Genomic DNA, 17,886 nt, shown 5'->3' on the forward strand with positions numbered 1-17,886 from the left:
ATGACGCTGCTTCTCATTTGGGGCAATACGTCCTTAGCTGCTGGCGATGATGACCCGCTGGTATCGAAGCTGATCATTGATCAACTAGAGCTGCGTGATACTGATGAGGATGAGACTTGGGTTCTAGATGCTCAGGGCTGGGTGGGTAAAGACCTCCACAAGCTCTGGTTCAAAGTGGATGCAGAACGCAGCGAGGGTAATAGCCAAGAGCTTGAGTTGCAGGCGCTCTATAATAAAGCTATCGCACCTTACTGGGACTTCCAGTTGGGCTTGCGCAAGGACCTTAAACCGAGCCCCAGTCGCAGTTGGGCGGTGATCGGCATTCAAGGCCTGGCGCCTTATTACTTTGAGATCGACAGTGCTTTGTTTATTGGCGAGAGTGGTCGTGCAGCCCTGCGCTTGGAGGCTGAATATGAGCTGCTGTTTACCCAGCGGCTTATATTAAGCCCGGAAATCGAGCTCAATCTTCATGCTCAAAATGATGCTGAGCACGGAATCGGTTCGGGACTATCTGATATCGAGGCGGGTCTGAGGTTGCGCTACGAAATCCGCCGAGAGTTTGCCCCTTATATGGGCATCTATTGGACTAAGCGCTTTGGCAATACCGCTGACTTTGCTCGGCAAGAGGGCTTGGATAGCAGTGAATGGCAGTGGGTGATTGGTATTCGCAGCTGGTTTTAAGTGCAGTTCAGGTCTTCGCTTGACTGCGGGGCTATGAATGGGCCGCTGCGTGGCTATGTTAGTCTATTGTTTAAAATCCACATGAAAGAATAGCGAGGCAGAGTATGAAAAGTTCATTGGTTATTTCTATTAAGCGCTTAGTCATGCTCGCGCTGCTTGGCTTTAGCGCCGCTTGTGTTAGTGAGCAGAAGCTGCCCTTTGAGCTGACTAGCGTGGCGCAGTTTGAGGAGCCTTGGGCGATGACGTTTTTGCCCGACGGTCGCCTCCTGGTGACTGAAAAACCTGGTCGCTTGCTGTTGCTCAGCCGCGATGGCCAGCAAGTGGAATCTGTTTCAGGCCTGCCGCAGGTGGATTATGGTGGTCAAGGTGGCTTAGGCGATATTGTATTGCATCCAGACTTTAGCACTAATGGCTTGGTCTACTTAAGCTATGTCGAAGCAGGTGATGACGATACCCGCGGAGCAGCTGTGGCTAGGGCTGTTCTCGATTTGAGCGAAGAGGGCGCAGCGACACTGCATGATCTATCGGTTATATGGCGACAGACACCGAAAGTGACTGGTCGCGGCCACTTTGCTCATCGCATCGCGCTCTCTGATAGCAAGGAGTTATTTATTTCCTCCGGTGAGCGCCAGGCCTTTGACCCCGCCCAAGATATGTCGGGCAACCTTGGAAAAATCGTTCGCCTGCGTGATGATGGCAGTATTCCTAGTGACAACCCCTTTGTTGAGCAGGCTGGGGTCAGCGCAGAAATTTGGTCGCTGGGCCATCGCAATCCTCTGGGCTTAGCATTTGATGCGCAGGGCCGCTTATGGAGCCATGAGATGGGGCCCGCTCACGGTGATGAGCTCAACCTGATTTTGCCGGGCAGGAATTATGGCTATCCATTGGTCTCCAACGGTAACCACTACAATGGTGATCCTATTCCCGATCACCATACACGCCCAGATCTAGAGGCCCCCAAAGCTTACTGGGTGCCGGCTATTTCACCGGCCGGTTTGATGTTCTATGACGCCGATTTATTCCCCCAGTGGCAGGGTAGTGCCTTTATCGGCAGCTTGTCCGCTAAGGCTCTGCTGCGCGTAGTGTTCGATGGCGATGAAGCACGAGAAGCCGAACGCTTTCCGATGGGCAGCAGGATTCGCGAAGTAGAGCAGGGTCCAGAGGGTGCTATCTGGCTCCTAGAGGATGATCGCAATGAGAGTAAAGGACGTCTACTGAAGCTCACGCCACGACAGCCTTAAAACGCTTTAGGGCCTAAATAATCTCAGCGCTCGGGCTAATGACTGAGCGCTGATACCCAATCAAAGCGCTCTAGTAGTTGCAAGAAACTGCCACTTGGCGGCGCCCTTAAGCAGAGCTGTTCGCCACTTATGGGGTGCTTTAATTGCAGCTCAGTGCAGCTCAGCAAGAGACGCTTTACTCCCAGCTCAGTAGCAAAAAAGCGGTTGTGTACGCCCTTGCCGTGATTGGCATCGCCGATGATGGGGTAGCCTAAATGCTTCATGTGTCGGCGCAATTGATGCTTGCGCCCAGTCAGCGGCTGTAGCTCCACCAGTGAGTAACGTGCACTAGGGTAGCGATCAACGGCATAGGGTAACTCGATGCTTGCTAGCCGGCGATAGCGAGTCAGCGCTTCCCGTGCAGGGCCGCGCGCTAAGCCGGCAAGTTTGTCGGCATCATCGCGAATGGCGTGATCGACCTCACCACTTGGCGGGCAATAGCCGCGTACGACCGCCAAGTAAGTTTTGGCCACCGAGCGCTGCTGAAACTGTTCCGATAGCGCTGCTGCAATACTTGAGTTAAGGGCAAACAGCAAGACACCAGAAGTGGGTTTATCTAAGCGATGTATTGGGTACACACGCTGGCCTATCTGGTCGCGGAGTAGTTGCAGTGCAAAGCGTGTTTCCCGGCGATCAATGGGGCTGCGGTGAACCAGTAAACCGGCGGGTTTATCGATAGCGACTAGTTGCTCGTCACGATAGATGATCGGGAGCTCAGTGGTCTCATGACAGTCATTCATGCGCTGAGCACTTTTAGAAAAACCCCGCGGCTAGCCTTCCAGCGCAGCCGATTGAGCACCACAAACAGCGGTGGCACCAAGAAAAATGACACGATGGTAGACAGTAACACGCCGCCAGCAATGGCCATCGCAAAGGGCGGCCAAAAGAGACTGTCCTCCAAAATTAAAGGCAGGAAGCCACCGAAGGTGGTGATGGTAGTAGAGACAATATGCCGGCTTGAGTCCATCACCACTTGGCGCACCGCCAGCAGTTCGCCGCGCATTGCTCTAGGTTCGAGTTGCAGGGCAGTCATAATGATAATGGCGGCATTAATCGATACACCGATGGAGCCAATCACACCGATCACTGCCTGGATGCCGAAGGGGTAGCGAAAGATTGCTAGCGCTAACAGGCTAAGGCCTAAAGAGCAGAGGCAGACCAGCATGGCGACTGCCGATAGGCGCCATGAATTAAAGGTCAGCACAATCGTTGCTAGCAGGGCAGCGAGGATCATGCCGATTGGCGCCATGATATGGTCCATGACATCGGCGCGCACATCGGAGTCGCCGCCAAAGCTAATACGGTAGCCATCGGGCAGAGCGATGGGGTCTTCGGCCAGATCGGCACGCAGAAACTTCAAAGCTTCTTCGGGTAGCACGCCGCGGGTTAAATAGGCTTGCACCGTGTTGACTCGCTCGCCGTTTTTGCGCGAGATAGGGCTGCTCGAAGGTCTGAGTGTTACTTTACCCAGCGCGCTAAGTGGCGTGCCGAAGGGCAGTGCACCGGCTGTGCTTGTGGCGCTACTGATCCGAATATTGCCAATGTCCTCAGCATTGCTCCAGCGCTGCTCCTCAAGGCGAACTCGCACTGGCAAGCGCTGTGTATCTTCCAGTAATTCGCCGGCGTGCAGCCCACGCAGGCTCGCATCCAGAGTGTCGGCGACGCTAGTCAATTGCAGTCCAGCTAACTGTGCCTGGGACTCGTCTACTTGAAATAGCAGTTTGGGTGCGCCTCCTGATAGGCTGGCATTGGTGTGGGTGACATCAGGCACCCGCTCCATGCGCTGTCTAAACTGCTCTCCAAGATGACGCAGCCGATCAAGGTTCGGGCCGTAAATCTCAACTTCTAGCGGTGCCATCACTGGCGGGCCTTGGTCGATGCCTCTAACAATGATTCGAGCCTCAGGGTAGTCGCGATCGACCTCCTGTTGTAAGCGGCGAATCAGGTCATCGGTTTGCCGGGCATCCTGTGTCATCACCAGTGCTTCAGCCCAGCTTGGGATGCCTTCCTTCATTCGATACATGTTGTAGTAGAACGCAGGCGGGCTTTCACCTAAGGTCCAATCAACACGCTTTACTAGTGCTTCCGCGCGGAGCTTTTGGTCGAGCTTGGTCACTAGTGCTTGGCTGTCGTAAATGGATCGACCATCAGGTAATTTCACCTGAATATACAGTTGGTCGCGATCGGTACTTGGGAAGAACTGAGCAGTTAAAGTACCAAAGGAGAGAAAGCCACTGAGTGGTAAAACCAGCGCGAGGGCGATTCCAGCAGCTGGGTGTGCCAGTGTCCAGTCGAGACTGTCTTGCAAGAGCCGGCTTGGTCTTCCTCCCTCTGCGCCTCGCTCCCACCAGTGGCTGTCCCATCGCAGGCCGGCCGGTAGCAGCCATGCAGCCAGTACTGGAGTGATTGTCAGTGCTAAGAGCAGGGAGGAAGCCAGCATAACCACGACCGATTTGGCAATGGTTCCCATAAAGTCGCCGGAAGGGCCGGGCAGTACAACCATCGGCATAAAAGCTAGAATGGTCGTGGCGGTACTTGATAACAGGGGTATGCGCAGCCGTGTGACGGCCGTAGTGATCGCCGCCAGTGGCGTGAGGCCGCGCTGCAAGCGTTTGCGAACTTCATCAGTCATGACAATGGAGCCATCCACCAAGAGGCCCAGTGCGACTACCATGCCGGTCACTGACATCTGGTGCAGCGCCACGCCCCAATAGTAAAGCAGGGTGATGGACATCAAAGCACATAGAGGCAGAATTACGGCGACCACAATTGCCGCGCGCCAGCCTAGGGTGAAAAGTAGTACCAGCAGTACCAGCACGACACCTAAGAGCAGGTTTTGCGCTACTTCCTTCAAGCGCTCTTGGGTATAAACACTTTGATCGTAAGTGCTCTCTAAGCTCACAGCCTGTGGCGCCGAGGCCTGCCACTGATCGGCAAAGTCAGCAAAATTTTTGCTCCATACATCGACCTGCAAACCATCGGACATAGCAATGCCAATGAGGATACCGGGTTGGCCATTGATTAAGGCCATGGCCGGTGGTGGGCTGCTGCTCGTTTTATAGACCTTGGCAATATCAGCGACTGTTACCGTATTGCCATCTTCGTTGGTGGCGACAATGGCCTTGCGAATGCGAGCGAGTGAATCAAATTCCCCGCCAATTTCTACCAATAGCTCGCTGCCTGATCCTGAGCTGCGGCCCGCCGATACCTTAGGGTCCGCAGCACTAAGGGCCTGAGCTAGGTGGCTAAGGCTCAGTCCCCGAGCGGCTAGGGCGGCCTCGTTAACGGATACTCGCACCTCTTCCTCGGGTTCACCATAAAGGTCTACCCGTTCGGTGCCGGAAACATTGCGCGCCGCATCAGCAAAGTCTTGTGCCAAACGGTTAAGCAGTGACAGAGAGATGTCATGGCCCTTTGCGGCGCGCAAACCATAGATGCGGGTATAGGCGGAGAGTCGATCATCGTCAAATACCGGGGCGCCAACACCACTAGGAAATTGACTTTGGGCATCACCTAAAGCGTCCCGTATTTCGGACCAAGCGCGCGCTATGTCACTCTTGGCCAGAGTTTCGTGGAGCGTAATATTGATAAATGACACGCCGGCGCTGGAGGTGGAGCGGAGCTCGTCGATCTCTGGTATGCGGCGCAACTGATCTTCAAGCGGTCGGGTCACCAGTGCTTCAACGCGTTCCGGCGTGGCACCGGGAAAGAATGTCGTCGCGGTTGCAATAAAGTTGGTGATAGAAGGGTCTTCTTGGCGCGCGATCGAGCGAAAGCTGCTGATACCCACGGCAATGATAATTAGGATAAAGAGGACGCAGTAGCGCTGGTTTTTGTACAGGGCTGAGGCCAGCATCTCAGCGTTCCAGTACGGTGACTGGGGAGCCCGGGGCAACCCGGTGGATGCCATCGGCGATCACTCGCTGACCATCGACCAGGGTGCCGCGCACATAGGCTTGATCGGCGCGAAGCTCTAAAACTTCAACTACTTCTCTAGCGCTTACGATCTGCCCATCTTGCTCTGTTAAGGAGAGCACATTCCAGATGCCTCGCTGTCCCTCGAGTAGCGCTGCCAAGGGCAGCCAACCGCCGGCTTGCTGCACGCTATGGGTTAGCTCTAATGTGATGGCCTCGCCATCCATAGCAGTACTATTTTCCGGCAGTGAAAAAACGGCGATTGCAGTTCGGGTTCGGGAGTCTATATCGGGTCTGATGGCGCGCAGGATGGCCGGCACTTGCTGGTCGCGCCAGTTCAACTGGTAGCTGTGGCCTATCTCAAGGTCTTCAATTAGCGGAGCTGCCACGCCAATATGCGCTTCGCGAACGCCGGATTGAATTAGGCGCAGAATCGCGGTACCAGGCGCAACGACAGTCCCTGGGTCTAAGTACCTAGCCGCCACAACCCCATCAAAAGGGGCTCGAAGCATGAGTTTATCTAGGTCGATATCGAGGCGTTTGAGCTGAGCTTGAATAGCCTTGTGCTGAGCCGCTAGGGCCTCTGCACGCAGTCTACTTTCATCATAGGCCTCACGGGATACCGCTCCTGTAGCTTGTAAGTCTTGTTGCCGCTTAGCTTTTAGGCGAGCCAGCTCTAACTCTGCTTTTAGAGTGTCTAGCTCTGCAGCGGCAGCACTGCGCTGCGCTTGCAAGCGCTGCTCATCCAAGCGCGCTAGCACTTGACCGGCGCTCACTTTGGCGCCCTCGTTGACAGTGACCTCGGCCAATAGACCGGCGGACTCGAAGCCTAGGTCGGTGCGCTGACCGGCTTGGACCAAGCCCAAGAACTGGCGTTTGCTGTCAAAGCTTTGCTCTAGTCTGTAGACAGTGCTGGCTACAGGCATTGGCTCGATCTGCTTAACATTGGGCTCAGCGCTGGCGCGCCATTGCAAAAAACTGCTAAGGGCTAGGACTAAGACCAGTGCCAGTGTGATAGCGCCGAGGTTGCTTCGCAGGGCGCCGGAGCCAGAAGAGGTATGTGGCATCGATTGGGTCTCTGGGCGAAAAGCTGCCCTATGGTATGTGTGCGAAGATCACTGTCAAGCAAAAGGATAGTAAAGCGGCTAGTCGGCCTTGCACAGTGAGTATCTTTCAGACACAATACGCGCCCTCTGCATCGAGCTGCAGAGTTGCTATGGCGGCTCGAGCGGTCCCCTCGCAACGATAGGTAGTGAACCCCGCCAGGCCCGGAAGGGAGCAACGGTAATTACTGACTCGTGTGCCGGGGTGTGGCTGTTCGGGTCGCCTCCATTATCTTGTCCCTTTGTTTCCCCAATTATAGCGCGCTTTTTAGTCACAATAGGGTGGCTTCCTTTCCCGTGTGCGGCTCGCTGGTGTATCCTAGACCTTTTGCATTAAGGCACCGATTCGCATGTCCTATCAGGCACTGGCACGCAAATGGCGGCCCAATAGTTTTCGTGAGCTGGTGGGTCAAGAGCATGTGCTCAAAGCGCTCATTAATGCCCTCGACCACGACCGCCTGCATCACGCTTATTTGTTTACCGGCACCCGGGGTGTGGGCAAGACCACTATTGCCCGCATTATGGCCAAATGCCTCAACTGTGAGCAGGGCGTGACTTCTGAGCCTTGTGGGCAGTGCGGCTCTTGCAGCGAAATTGCTCAAGGGCGCAGTGTTGATGTGCTGGAAGTGGATGCGGCATCGCGGACCAAAGTAGATGACACCCGGGAACTGCTAGATAACGTGCAGTATGCCCCAACTTCCTCGCGATTTAAGGTCTATATCATCGACGAGGTGCACATGCTGACCACGCAAAGTTTTAATGCTTTGCTTAAAACCCTCGAAGAGCCGCCAGCCCATGTAAAGTTTTTGCTGGCAACTACTGATCCGCAAAAGCTGCCGGCAACTGTTTTATCACGCTGTTTACAATTTAACCTCAAAAACATGCCGGCTGAGCAGGTGGTTGGGCACCTCAAAGACGTTCTAGATAAAGAAATGATTAGCTATGAGCTCCCAGCTCTGTGGCTACTGGGGCGGGCTGCAGCAGGCAGTATGCGAGATGGGCTGAGTCTGACTGATCAGGCCATTGCCTTTGGTGCCGGGACCTTGCGCGAAGCGGATGTGCGCAGCATGCTAGGTACCGTCGATACCAGCTTTATCTATCAAGTACTAGAGGCAGTGATCGCCTCTGAGCCGGCCGCAGTGCTCGAAGTCGTGGCGCGCATGAGTGAGCATGCCCCGGATTTTGAGTCCGCTATGGATGAGTTGGTTTCCCTGTTACATCGTGTGGCAATCGCCCAAGCGGTGCCCGATGCGGTAGATAATAGCTGGGGTGATGCAGAGCGCATTAGCCAGTTGGCTGCTGCTATGACGGCAGAAGATACTCAGCTGTATTACCAGATGGCGATCAATGGTAAGCGAGACATTCCATTGGCGGCAGACCCGCGTGGCGGTTTTGAAATGACCTTGCTGCGCATGTTGGCCTTCCGTCCAGCATTGGTGCTCGACGCTGAGGCCGCCTCAGCTGTGACCCCTGTAGACAATAAACCCAGTACTGCTAGGCCTGCCGCGCAGGAGGTCGCGCAGGACCCGGTAAAAAAGCCCCATGAGGCCCGGGTGCCGCCAGCCGCACAGCCCGAAGAGTCGGCAAGGACAGCGTCTTCAAGCCAAGCGGCGCCCTCAGCTCAAGCACTATTTGCACAAGCGCCTGCCACTGTAAGGGCATCGGCTGCATCAAGCGCTGCGCCGGCTGAGTTTGCAACAGCTAGGGTGGAGCCGGAGGCAAAGGTGAAGCCGAATCCGAATCTGACCAGCCAAGCGCAGAGCGCGGCTAATTCAGAGGCAAGGCCGGCCCCCAAGGCGCTAGATTCAGCACTGCCCGGGCAAATCGCCAGTGCAGCGAAGGCAAAAATGTCGCTGGCAGAGTTGCGCGCTGAAACATGGCATGAACTACTGGAGCAACTTGGGCTCTCAGGTATTGTCTATAACGTAGCCTCGAACTGTGAGCTGCGTAGTGTCAGTGACAAAGAGCTGCTATTTAACTTAGATGAAGATAATGCAAGCTTGTTTAATAGCGGCCACACGGAGAGAATTCGACGGGCGCTGAACCAGTATTTTGATACAGAGCTCAGCGTTCTCATTGAGCCCGCTGCATTGCAGGCTGAGAGTCCAGCACAGCGCAAACTGCGTTTTGCGGCAGAGCGACAAGCGCAGGCGGTCCACGCTATTGAGACGGACCCAGTGCTGCAGCAATTGATTGAACGATTTGATGGCGAGTTGGACCCTAGCTCCATTGCGCCTCTAGATAATTGAGGAAATACCATGAAAGGCAGTATGTCGGACCTGATGCAACAGGCCCAAAAAATGCAGGAAGAACTGCAGAAAAAACAACAGGAAATGGCTCAGGCAGAAGTAACGGGTGAAGCCGCAGCCGGGCTGGTTAAGGTGCTGATGACCGGCCGTCACGATGTCAGACGGGTCACGATAGACGATAGCGTTTTGACTGAAGACAAAGAAGTTTTGGAAGACTTATTAGCCGCGGCGGTAAACGATGCGGTGCGTAAAGTTGAGGCCAACAACCGCGACGCCATGTCAGGTCTAACAGCAGGTATGGATTTGCCTGCTGGCTTTAAAATGCCCTTTTAAGGCGGCATTCAATGATGAAGTTCAGCCCTGCGCTGATGGATTTGATCGAGGCGCTGCGCTGCCTGCCCGGGGTGGGGCCTAAATCCGCCCAGCGTATGACACTGCATCTCCTCGAGCGCGACCGCGAGGGTGCCACGGCTCTGGCGGAAGCCTTGCAATATGCCATGGCGCGCGTAGATCACTGTCAGCGCTGCCGTAATTTCACCGAGTTGGATATCTGTGAAATCTGCAGTGACAGCCGCCGTGATCGCCACATGATCTGTGTTGTGGAGACCCCGGCTGATGTCTTGGCAGTGGAGCAGAGCGGGAGCTATCGCGGTCTCTATTTTGTCTTGATGGGGCACCTTTCTCCTATCGACGGCATCGGGCCAGTGGAAATCGGCTTAGATAAATTCCAGCAGCGGGTGGTGGAAGAGGGCATTGAAGAAGTCATCTTGGCGACCAATCCCACGGTTGAAGGTGAGGCTACCGCTTATTATCTGAGCGACATGTTACTGCCACGAGGTATTAAGGTGTCGCGGATCGCTCACGGTGTACCCTTAGGTGGCGAGTTGGAGTATGTCGATGGCAGCACCTTGGCTCACGCTTTCAGCGGGCGACGTAAACTAGAACAGTGACTTTCAACTACTAGGCCAAATAGCGGAGCAAGAGTGGAAACAATAGAATGGCAATTGATCGAAGACGACGCCAGTCTGCGCGAATTATTAGCGCAGCATGCAGATGCTACGGCCGTTGCTGTCGATACAGAATTTATGCGTCAAAGCACCTTTTACCCTAAGGAGGCTTTATTGCAGCTTTGCTTTGATAACAAAGCTTGGCTGATTGACCCACTGAAAATTACTGAACTTGAGCCGCTGCGAGATCTAATGACAGCTCCAGGCATCATCAAGGTCCTGCATTCGCCGAGTGAAGACTTAGAGGTTTTTAGTCTTTGGCTTGATGCGCTGCCCAGCCCACTCTTTGATACTCAGCGAGCAGCGGCTTTGCTGGATCGGGGTTTTGGCATGGGTTATCGCGCCTTGGTGCAGGAGCTCTGTGATATCACTCTGCCCAAGGACGAGACACGCTCTGATTGGCTGCAGCGCCCGCTGACAGATGCCCAGTGTCAGTACGCAGCGCAGGATGTTCTGCATTTATTGGATGTTTATCATCAGCTGGCAGCAGAGTGCGAAGCGCAGGGCAAGCTAGATTGGGTGTTGAGTGACGGTGAGGACGCGATAAATAATCAGGCCGCGGTATCGCCGAGCTATCACACGCGGATTAAATCAGCCTGGAAGTTAGATTCGCGCCAATTAGCGGCACTGATTGCTATATGCGAATGGCGCGATCAGACAGCGCGTAGCAAAGACAAGCCTCGCTCTTGGATTATCGACGATCAAGCTTGCCTGCAGTTGGCTGCTGCGCTGCCTACAGATTACGAGGCCATGCGCGCTGCGCTAGAGCTGCCCGAGGCTGTTTTGCGACGCTATAGCGATCAATTATTAAGGCTCTTGTCTGAGCAAGCCAAGTTGCCCGAGGAGGATTTGCCCCAGCCACTGCCAGCGCCATTGTCAGCCCGTCAGCGGGGGCAGGGTAAGTACTTGCGACGGGAGGCCAAGAAAATTGCCGCGCAACTTCAGGTGGCTCCTGAGGTCTTACTCCAGGCCAAAGATTATGAGGCATTGATTCGTGAGCTTGAGGCTGATGGCAGTCAAGCGGAGCCGCTGCACTGGCAGGGTTGGCGTGCTGAGCATGTGATTGAGCCTCTGCGGCAATTGTTACAAGGCAGTAAACTATGACGCTTTTGTGCCAGATTTTTCGCAGTTCGAAAAAGCCCGAGACTTATCTCTATGTCGATAAAGACAAAGGACTTGAGGATGTGCCAGAGGTCCTTCTTAAACAATTTGGTGAGCCGGTGCCAGTGATGTCACTGCTGTTGAGCCCTGAGCGCCGCCTGGCGAGAGCGGATGCTCGGGAGGTTCTAGAGCAAATTGCAGCTCAAGGTTTTTATCTGCAGATGCCACCGACACCTGCGCAGTTATTAAATAGGGAACGTGCCAATGACTGAGTGGTGGAATACCTTAACACTGGATCAGCTCAGCACTGAGCAATGGGAAGCACTCTGCGATGGCTGTGGCCGTTGCTGTCTACATAAGTTAGAAGATGAAGAGACCGGTGAATACCATTTCACGCGGATACGCTGTCGCTTGTTAGATGAGAAAACTTCGCGCTGTTCTGATTATGCTAACCGCCTCGAAAAAGTGGCTGATTGCGTCAAGTTAAGCCCTGAAAACACGGCTGATTTTCAATGGTTGCCATCGACCTGTGCCTACCGTCTGCGCGCTAATGGAAAAGCCCTTCACGACTGGCACCCTTTGGTGAGTGGTGACCCCGAAAGTGTGCGGCGGGCGGGGATGACGGTGCGTAACAATACCGTCTCTGATGAGGATGTACGCTTTTATGAATATGAAGACCACATCATTACGTGGATTGACTAGGAGAGTATCAGGTGCTGAGTGAAGAGACTTACCAGTTAGCGATGGCCAGCTACATCGGCGCTGCGCTGCTGGCTATCCTGTGCTTGGCTTGGTGGCTGCGCAAGCACTGGCGCCCAGCTTGGATTGCAGCACTGTTGCTACCGGCGGCAGCATTATTATTGACCCCCGCTTATCCAGAAGCGGGTATCGAGACGATGGCGCCGGCCCTAATTGTCGCCGCTTTCCAGTGGTTAACGGTGGATCAGGCGGCAGCCGAACACGCCCTGCGCCCCTTGCTCTTTGTGTTTGCCGCGGCAGTGCTATTGGCTTTGATATTGGGCCTGACCATACTGCGTCACCGCCGGCAAGAGCCGGCTGATGATACGGCGCAATCTTGAGCAGAGCTCTGTTGCTGATGAGTGATTTTACTCGCCGAGCTGCTCTGCTACGGGGGCTCTTGCTCACCGCAATGATCAGCCTGCTGTGTTCAAGTGTGGCCCTTGCAGACGCAGTAGTAGGGCGCGGGCTGCAGCCCGACCTGCGCTTGCTCATTGATATCTCGGGCAGCATGAAACAGTCCGACCCGGATAATTTGCGTGGCCCAGCCTTAGAGTTAATTGTGCGCTTGCTACCCGATGGTGCTAGAGCGGGCGTTTGGGTCTTTGGAGAAGAGGCCGAGGTGCTAGTGCCCCACGGTGAAGTGGATGCCGCTTGGCGCGATCAGGCGAGGCAGGCGGTGGCCCAAATCGACAACTCAGGTCAGCGCACCAACATACCTGCGGCGCTAAGCGCTGCCACCTATGACATCGCTAGCATGAACCCAGCTTACCGCAGCAGCGTTATTTTGCTGACTGATGGCAAGGTGGACATTTCCAGCTCACCCATTCGCAATGCCAAGGCCGCCCGTGCGCTGTTAATGGATACTGCGCCAGAACTTGGGGCAATAGGCATTCCTGTACACACCATTGCTTTGTCGGATGATGCGGATTGGAGTTTTTTGCGAGCTTTAGCCGCTAGCACCACAGGCATTGCAGAGAAGGCGAAAAACGCTGGGCAATTGACCGAGATTTTCGTGCAGTCACTCGATATGGTGGCGCCCGCTGCACGGGTGCCACTGGCCGGCGCTGAGTTTGTTATTGACGATAGTGTCGAGGAATTTACCGCACTACTGTTTCACAAAGATTCCGCAGCAGCGCTCGGGCTGATCGCACCCTCCGCTCAGGTCTATCAACCTAGCGCTCAGCAAGCCGGTGTTGATTGGTTTTTAAGTGATCGCTTTGCCCTTGTTACTGTGACTGCGCCTGAACCGGGCGTCTGGCAGCTGCAGGCCCCGCGAGATGCGCGAGTTCGGGTCACCGTAATTGCGGATCTGCAGCTTGAAGTTGACCCACTGCCCAACAGCATGCCGGCACAGCGCATGGCTGAGCTTGGTATTCGACTGCGCAATGCCGGAGAGTTAATCACCGACCCGGAGTTGTTAGGGCTGTTTGATATCACGGTGGACATTAGCGGCCCCAAAGGCTTTAACAGTCGTTTGGATGTCTCAGGGCAGTATGCAGTGCCCGAGACCGGTGAGTATCGGGTCAAGGTACCAGGCTTTGTCGAACCAGGGCGCTATCAACTGCTGGCCCGGGTCAAGGGTGAAACCCTACAGCGCGAATTACCTATGTATGTTGAAGTGATCGGAGATCCTAGCTCTATTGCCTTCAATACTCGCCCACTCGACATCCCCCAGACTAGCTTGAGAGGGCCAATTCTGAGCCTAGCTGCGGTGGTTTTTCTAATCGCAGTGATATCTTGGTTGATCTCCCGCCGTCGCCGCCGCCAGCGTCTGCGCTTGTGGCAACAGCGCTTTGAGGCGGCCCAAGAAGGTCAACACAGCCCCTCGGTGGGCAGCTTAAAGGACTTGGAGGGGGAGCGAAGCGAATCCCCGTGATCTCGCTTGATAAGGCTTTACGCTGTCGCTACCCTTGTTAGCTTTGCAATTTTTACTATAGAAAATGGATGGATTATGAAATTTCAGGGGACTGAGCGCTACGTAGCTACCGATGATTTGCGCATGGCGGTTAACTCCGCTGTCATTCTAGAGCGCCCACTATTGATTAAAGGTGAGCCCGGTACGGGTAAAACCATGCTCGCTGAAGAGGTGGCGCAAGGCTTGGGTAAGCGCTTAATTCAGTGGCACATTAAATCGACGACTAAGGCGCAGCAAGGCCTTTATGAATACGACGCCGTTTCACGTTTACGTGACTCGCAGCTCGGTGATGAAAAAGTTCATGATATTGGCAATTACATCCGTAAGGGCAAGTTGTGGGAGGCCTTTGATGCTGACGAGCAGGTTGTGCTGCTGATTGACGAGATCGACAAAGCAGATATCGAGTTCCCCAACGACTTACTGGTTGAGTTGGATCGCATGGAGTTCTTCGTCTACGAGACCGGCGAAACCGTCAAAGCCAAGCACCGTCCGATTATCATCATCACTTCCAACAATGAAAAAGAACTGCCCGACGCCTTTCTGCGTCGCTGTTTCTTCCACTTCATTAATTTCCCTGACCGCGAAACTATGCGCGCCATCATCGATGTGCATTATCCCAATATTGCCCAGTCTTTGGTGCAGGAAGCCTTGGAAGTATTCTTCGATTTGCGGGCTATTCCTGGCCTGAAGAAAAAGCCATCTACCTCAGAGTTGATCGATTGGCTCAAGCTCTTGATGGCTGACGATATACCTGATGAATTACTCAAAGAGCGCGACCACAGCAAAGCGATTCCGCCACTTTACGGTGCGCTGCTAAAGAACGAGCAGGACGTCCATTTGCTGGAGCGCCTGGCCTTTATGCATCGGCGTGAAAATCGCTAGGCAGCCATTATGCTAATTAATTTCTTTCATGGCCTGCGCGACGCTGGAGTGCCGGTTACTACTCGAGAGCTGCTCGACCTGATCGAAGGTCTCACTCGGCACATTGCTTTTGCCGATATGGACGATTTTTACTATTTCAGCCGGACCTGCATGGTCAAGGATGAAAAGTATTTTGATCGTTTTGACCGGGCCTTCGGTTTGCATTTTCAGGATCTCCAGAGCCTCGATGATGTGATTGAGGCGCTGATCCCAGATGATTGGCTGCGCAGTGAGTTCCTCAAGAACTTGTCAGAGGAAGAAAAAGCCAAAATTGAATCACTCGGTGGCTTGGAAAAGCTGATAGAGGAATTCAAAAAGCGTTTAGAAGAACAGAAAGAGCGTCATCAGGGCGGTAACAAGTGGATCGGCACGGGTGGAACCTCACCCTTTGGCCAGGAAGGTTATCACCCAGAAGGTATCCGCGTGGGGCCCAATGGGCGCAATAAAAAAGCGGTTAAAGTTTGGGATAAGCGCGAGTTTAGAAACCTAGATGACAGCGTCGAGCTGGGTACGCGCAACATCAAAGTCGCTATGCGTCGCCTGCGCAAGTTTGCCCGCAGCGGTGCCGCTGAGGAACTCGATCTAGATGACACCATTAGCTCCACAGCCCGCAACGCCGGTCTGCTGGATATTAAAATGGTTCCCGAGCGCCACAATGCGGTTAAGGTCTTGCTGTTCTTTGATGTGGGTGGCTCGATGGACCCACACGTGCGGGTCTGTGAAGAATTGTTCTCTGCAGCGCGCAGTGAGTTTAAGCATATGGAGTACTATTACTTTCATAACTTCCTCTATGAAAGTGTGTGGCGCAATAACGTCCGGCGCCACAATGAGCGTACCCCCTTGCTGGATGTCCTACATAAGTACAGTCACGACTACAAAGTGATCTTTGTCGGCGACGCTGCGATGTCGCCCTATGAGATTGTGCAACCAGGTGGCTCAGTGGAGCACTGGAACGAGGAGTCGGGCGAGGTGTGGATGCGGCGCCTACTCAATACCTACGAAAAAGTTGTCTGGATTAATCCGGTGCCTAAAGAGGAGTGGCCTTATACCCAGTCCACTGAAATGACCAAACAGTTGATGGGGGGCCACATGTACCCCCTGACACTGAAAGGTTTAGAGGACGCCATGAGCTATCTTTCTAAGTAGTTGAGCTGGTCGCTTTGGCTAGCAGGATTACGCAGGAACTTAAGCCTGGGGCTTACTAGGCCCCTGCGTTGAGCTCGCTGGCGAAGGCGATCAGGCTAGCGGTGACCGCCACGTTCAGTGACTCCACGCCGTTGCGCATGGGGATGCTCAATGTGTGCGTGGCGATCTGCTGCACTTGCTTGGATACCCCTTCGCTTTCATTTCCTAAGACAAATACGCTGCCAGCACTGTGTTGGTGACTAAACAGCGAGTGCTCGGCCTTGGCATCGAGGGCACAGATTGCCATCCCTGCATCACGGCATAACTTGAGCGCATCTGGGAGCTTGTCACAGAGCAACAGCGGCGCTTTATACACTGTGCCGGCGCTGGCCTTAATGACCAGTGGGCCGAGTGCGGCGTTGCCGCGCTTAGCGTAAATGATGCCATCGATTGCGCCGGCAGCCGCCGAGCGAATAATCATGCCGAGGTTTTGTGGGTTAGTGATACTGTCTAGCGCCAGTAAGCGGGCGCCTGTTGGCAGTGAGTCTAGCGCTGTATCAATGCTTTGAAAGGCCGGGCATAAGACATCCAGTGCGACCCCTTGATCTTGCCGTCCATTGCGAGAAATACGTGCTAATGCCGCGCGCGAGTGATTCTTGATGGGCAGCTCACGTTGCTGGGCGAGCTCGCGTAGCTGCGTGATAATACCGTCTTCGCGGTTGTTGTCGGCTAGGTGTAACTGGTGGCATGTCAAGGCAGGGTCTTGTAGTACTTCAAGCACTGGCTTGCGACCGTAGACGGTGAGCACGCGCTCAAAAAATGCTTTGCGCTCGAGGTATTGCTCCGAGTCCTTCACCTTAGCTGCTCGTTAAATATTCTGTTGGCCGGAGGCTAGGGCCGTCACTCGATCTGCCGACTCTTTCATGCGCGCTGCAATCTCTTCAATTTGCGCACCGGTGATTGGCTTTTCGATGGAGCCGGCGACAAAGCACATCACCGGCGTATCGCGATAAACAAATACCGGCACTGAGATTGTGGCCACGTCGTAGCGAGCCTTGGGGTCGATCCGATCCAAGTGGTACTGTTCGTCACAGAGGCTGTGCTGATACTTATTAGTGGCGTTTTCTAGTTCGCTTAGGCTCCAGTTTTCCTGGATCCGGGTAAGCTCTTCGGTCAGCTCAGCTTCGGCTTGGGTTTTCAAGGTAACCTCGTAGCCTCTGGCGCGTATGGCAATGACTGACACGCGCAACTTTTGGTCGAGCCTTTCGTTGTAGCCCCCGCGCGTTTCGTGGGCGCGAGTGAGCCATGCCTCTAAAGCTTTAGCAGGTGAAAATGCTGTAAAACAGGCGGCAATAGGGGCCGTGTTAGGCAAGCGCAAACCGAGCTGGAAAGAGTCGATCAGTGGCGTGGCGTGGCCGTATAATGCCAACAATACTTGATGCAACTTAGAGCGTGCCGTAACCGCGAAACCTACCGGAAAGTCATGCTGTAGTCCCTCGAGTTCGGGGCGGGCGTACTCCAGGACTGGGAACTGTGCAAAGGCCGCGTTGCCGGCAGCGATAATGGATGGCCCTAAGCGATAGGCTTTGGTTTTGGGGTGCTGTACCAAGAAGCCGTAGTTGGCCATGGTGGTTAAAATGGCGTGACAGGTTGCCTTGTTCAAGTTAAGGCGGCGGGTCATTTCCGTCAGGCCAAAAGCCTGGTGCGGATTAGCCATTAACAAGTCCAATATAGCAAGCGCGCGTGCTGTGGGCTGGGAAAATAACGCCACTGAGTTACCCCCGGAGGTTCATTCAATTTTTTGATGCGGGGATTCTACATCATTCTCTGTAAGAGGTGGGACTAAAC

17 protein-coding genes and 1 other RNA gene are annotated in these 17,886 nt (G+C 54.3%); 13 read left to right on the top strand and 5 right to left on the bottom strand.

What is annotated here, in order from left to right:
• Positions 1-681 (top strand): copper resistance protein B, encoded by a 681-nt coding sequence (locus H2508_RS03035; protein WP_182168906.1) that lies wholly within the window; start codon positions 1-3, stop codon positions 679-681.
• A gap of 104 nt (positions 682-785) precedes the next feature.
• Positions 786-1,922: a PQQ-dependent sugar dehydrogenase gene (locus H2508_RS03040; protein WP_182168907.1), complete on the top strand. Its 1,137-nt coding sequence runs from the start codon at positions 786-788 to the stop codon at positions 1,920-1,922.
• 35 nt (positions 1,923-1,957) lie between these two features.
• On the opposite strand, the gene H2508_RS03045 is transcribed toward H2508_RS03040, so the two are convergent.
• Genes H2508_RS03045 through H2508_RS03055 form a run of 3 tightly spaced genes read right to left on the bottom strand, consistent with a single transcriptional unit; the run spans position 1,958 to position 6,943 of the window.
• Positions 1,958-2,701, bottom strand: coding sequence for a pseudouridine synthase (locus H2508_RS03045; protein WP_182168908.1), 744 nt, complete (start codon positions 2,699-2,701; stop codon positions 1,958-1,960).
• The gene (locus H2508_RS03050; RefSeq protein WP_182168909.1) at positions 2,698-5,817 is read right to left on the bottom strand and encodes an efflux RND transporter permease subunit; all 3,120 of its coding nucleotides are present in this window, start codon (positions 5,815-5,817) and stop codon (positions 2,698-2,700) included. The genes H2508_RS03045 and H2508_RS03050 overlap by 4 nt, the downstream gene beginning before the upstream one ends.
• 1 nt (position 5,818) lies before the next feature.
• Positions 5,819-6,943, bottom strand: coding sequence for an efflux RND transporter periplasmic adaptor subunit (locus H2508_RS03055; RefSeq protein WP_182168910.1), 1,125 nt, complete (start codon positions 6,941-6,943; stop codon positions 5,819-5,821).
• A 159-nt stretch (positions 6,944-7,102) separates the two neighbouring features.
• Between H2508_RS03055 and ffs the strand changes: the two genes are divergently transcribed.
• The 11 genes from ffs (at position 7,103) to H2508_RS03110 (ending at position 16,059) form a co-directional block, all read left to right on the top strand.
• An RNA gene (ffs, locus tag H2508_RS03060) (signal recognition particle sRNA small type) lies at positions 7,103-7,199 on the top strand.
• A 130-nt stretch (positions 7,200-7,329) separates the two neighbouring features.
• Complete coding sequence (dnaX, locus tag H2508_RS03065; protein WP_182168911.1) at positions 7,330-9,228, top strand: DNA polymerase III subunit gamma/tau; 1,899 nt, start codon at positions 7,330-7,332, stop codon at positions 9,226-9,228.
• Between the two features lie 9 nt (positions 9,229-9,237).
• Positions 9,238-9,561 carry a YbaB/EbfC family nucleoid-associated protein gene (locus tag H2508_RS03070; RefSeq protein WP_182168912.1) on the top strand — a complete coding sequence of 108 codons (324 nt, stop codon included), beginning with the start codon at positions 9,238-9,240 and terminating at the stop codon, positions 9,559-9,561.
• Between the two features lie 14 nt (positions 9,562-9,575).
• Positions 9,576-10,178, top strand: coding sequence for a recombination mediator RecR (recR, locus tag H2508_RS03075; RefSeq protein WP_182170727.1), 603 nt, complete (start codon positions 9,576-9,578; stop codon positions 10,176-10,178).
• Between the two features lie 33 nt (positions 10,179-10,211).
• A complete protein-coding gene (rnd, locus tag H2508_RS03080; RefSeq protein WP_328799300.1) occupies positions 10,212-11,339 on the top strand; it encodes a ribonuclease D in 1,128 nt (375 codons plus the stop codon).
• Positions 11,336-11,608, top strand: coding sequence for a YcgL domain-containing protein (locus H2508_RS03085; RefSeq protein ID WP_182168913.1), 273 nt, complete (start codon positions 11,336-11,338; stop codon positions 11,606-11,608). Before rnd ends, H2508_RS03085 begins: the two co-directional genes overlap by 4 nt.
• Positions 11,601-12,038, top strand: a complete 438-nt coding sequence (locus H2508_RS03090) for a YcgN family cysteine cluster protein (RefSeq protein WP_182168914.1) — start codon at positions 11,601-11,603, stop codon at positions 12,036-12,038. The genes H2508_RS03085 and H2508_RS03090 overlap by 8 nt, the downstream gene beginning before the upstream one ends.
• 11 nt (positions 12,039-12,049) lie before the next feature.
• The gene (locus H2508_RS03095; RefSeq protein ID WP_182168915.1) at positions 12,050-12,415 is read left to right on the top strand and encodes a hypothetical protein; all 366 of its coding nucleotides are present in this window, start codon (positions 12,050-12,052) and stop codon (positions 12,413-12,415) included.
• A gap of 17 nt (positions 12,416-12,432) precedes the next feature.
• Positions 12,433-13,953, top strand: coding sequence for a vWA domain-containing protein (locus H2508_RS03100; protein ID WP_182168916.1), 1,521 nt, complete (start codon positions 12,433-12,435; stop codon positions 13,951-13,953).
• A gap of 75 nt (positions 13,954-14,028) precedes the next feature.
• The gene (locus tag H2508_RS03105) at positions 14,029-14,874 is read left to right on the top strand and encodes an AAA family ATPase (protein ID WP_182168917.1); all 846 of its coding nucleotides are present in this window, start codon (positions 14,029-14,031) and stop codon (positions 14,872-14,874) included.
• A 9-nt stretch (positions 14,875-14,883) separates the two neighbouring features.
• Entirely contained in the window at positions 14,884-16,059 is a 1,176-nt protein-coding gene (locus tag H2508_RS03110; protein WP_182168918.1) for a vWA domain-containing protein, read from the top strand.
• 55 nt (positions 16,060-16,114) lie between these two features.
• Here the strand turns inward: H2508_RS03110 and H2508_RS03115 are convergent, their stop codons facing one another.
• Together H2508_RS03115 and H2508_RS03120 are read right to left on the bottom strand one after the other, a co-directional pair.
• Complete coding sequence (locus H2508_RS03115) at positions 16,115-16,894, bottom strand: TrmH family RNA methyltransferase (RefSeq protein WP_182168919.1); 780 nt, start codon at positions 16,892-16,894, stop codon at positions 16,115-16,117.
• Positions 16,895-16,906: 12 nt separating this feature from the next.
• Complete coding sequence (locus H2508_RS03120; protein ID WP_328799301.1) at positions 16,907-17,809, bottom strand: IclR family transcriptional regulator; 903 nt, start codon at positions 17,807-17,809, stop codon at positions 16,907-16,909.
• Between the last annotated feature and the right edge of the window lie 77 nt (positions 17,810-17,886).

The sequence above is a fragment of the Sediminihaliea albiluteola genome (assembly GCF_014077625.1).
In the GTDB taxonomy this organism is placed as follows: Bacteria; Pseudomonadota; Gammaproteobacteria; order Pseudomonadales; family Halieaceae; genus Sediminihaliea; species Sediminihaliea albiluteola.

Bases quoted from the DNA above. Each gene is read 5' to 3' on its own strand.
- H2508_RS03100 (WP_182168916.1), top strand. From the start codon at position 12,433: ATGAGTGATTTTACTCGCCGAGCTGCTCTGCTACGGGGGCTCTTGCTC.
- H2508_RS03050 (WP_182168909.1), bottom strand. From the start codon at position 5,817: ATGCTGGCCTCAGCCCTGTACAAAAACCAGCGCTACTGCGTCCTCTTT.
- H2508_RS03070 (WP_182168912.1), top strand. From the start codon at position 9,238: ATGAAAGGCAGTATGTCGGACCTGATGCAACAGGCCCAAAAAATGCAG.
- H2508_RS03090 (WP_182168914.1), top strand. From the start codon at position 11,601: ATGACTGAGTGGTGGAATACCTTAACACTGGATCAGCTCAGCACTGAG.
- H2508_RS03085 (WP_182168913.1), top strand. From the start codon at position 11,336: ATGACGCTTTTGTGCCAGATTTTTCGCAGTTCGAAAAAGCCCGAGACT.
- H2508_RS03045 (WP_182168908.1), bottom strand. From the start codon at position 2,701: ATGAATGACTGTCATGAGACCACTGAGCTCCCGATCATCTATCGTGAC.
- dnaX (WP_182168911.1), top strand. From the start codon at position 7,330: ATGTCCTATCAGGCACTGGCACGCAAATGGCGGCCCAATAGTTTTCGT.
- H2508_RS03040 (WP_182168907.1), top strand. From the start codon at position 786: ATGAAAAGTTCATTGGTTATTTCTATTAAGCGCTTAGTCATGCTCGCG.
- H2508_RS03055 (WP_182168910.1), bottom strand. From the start codon at position 6,943: ATGCCACATACCTCTTCTGGCTCCGGCGCCCTGCGAAGCAACCTCGGC.
- recR (WP_182170727.1), top strand. From the start codon at position 9,576: ATGAAGTTCAGCCCTGCGCTGATGGATTTGATCGAGGCGCTGCGCTGC.
- H2508_RS03105 (WP_182168917.1), top strand. From the start codon at position 14,029: ATGAAATTTCAGGGGACTGAGCGCTACGTAGCTACCGATGATTTGCGC.
- H2508_RS03110 (WP_182168918.1), top strand. From the start codon at position 14,884: ATGCTAATTAATTTCTTTCATGGCCTGCGCGACGCTGGAGTGCCGGTT.
- H2508_RS03035 (WP_182168906.1), top strand. From the start codon at position 1: ATGACGCTGCTTCTCATTTGGGGCAATACGTCCTTAGCTGCTGGCGAT.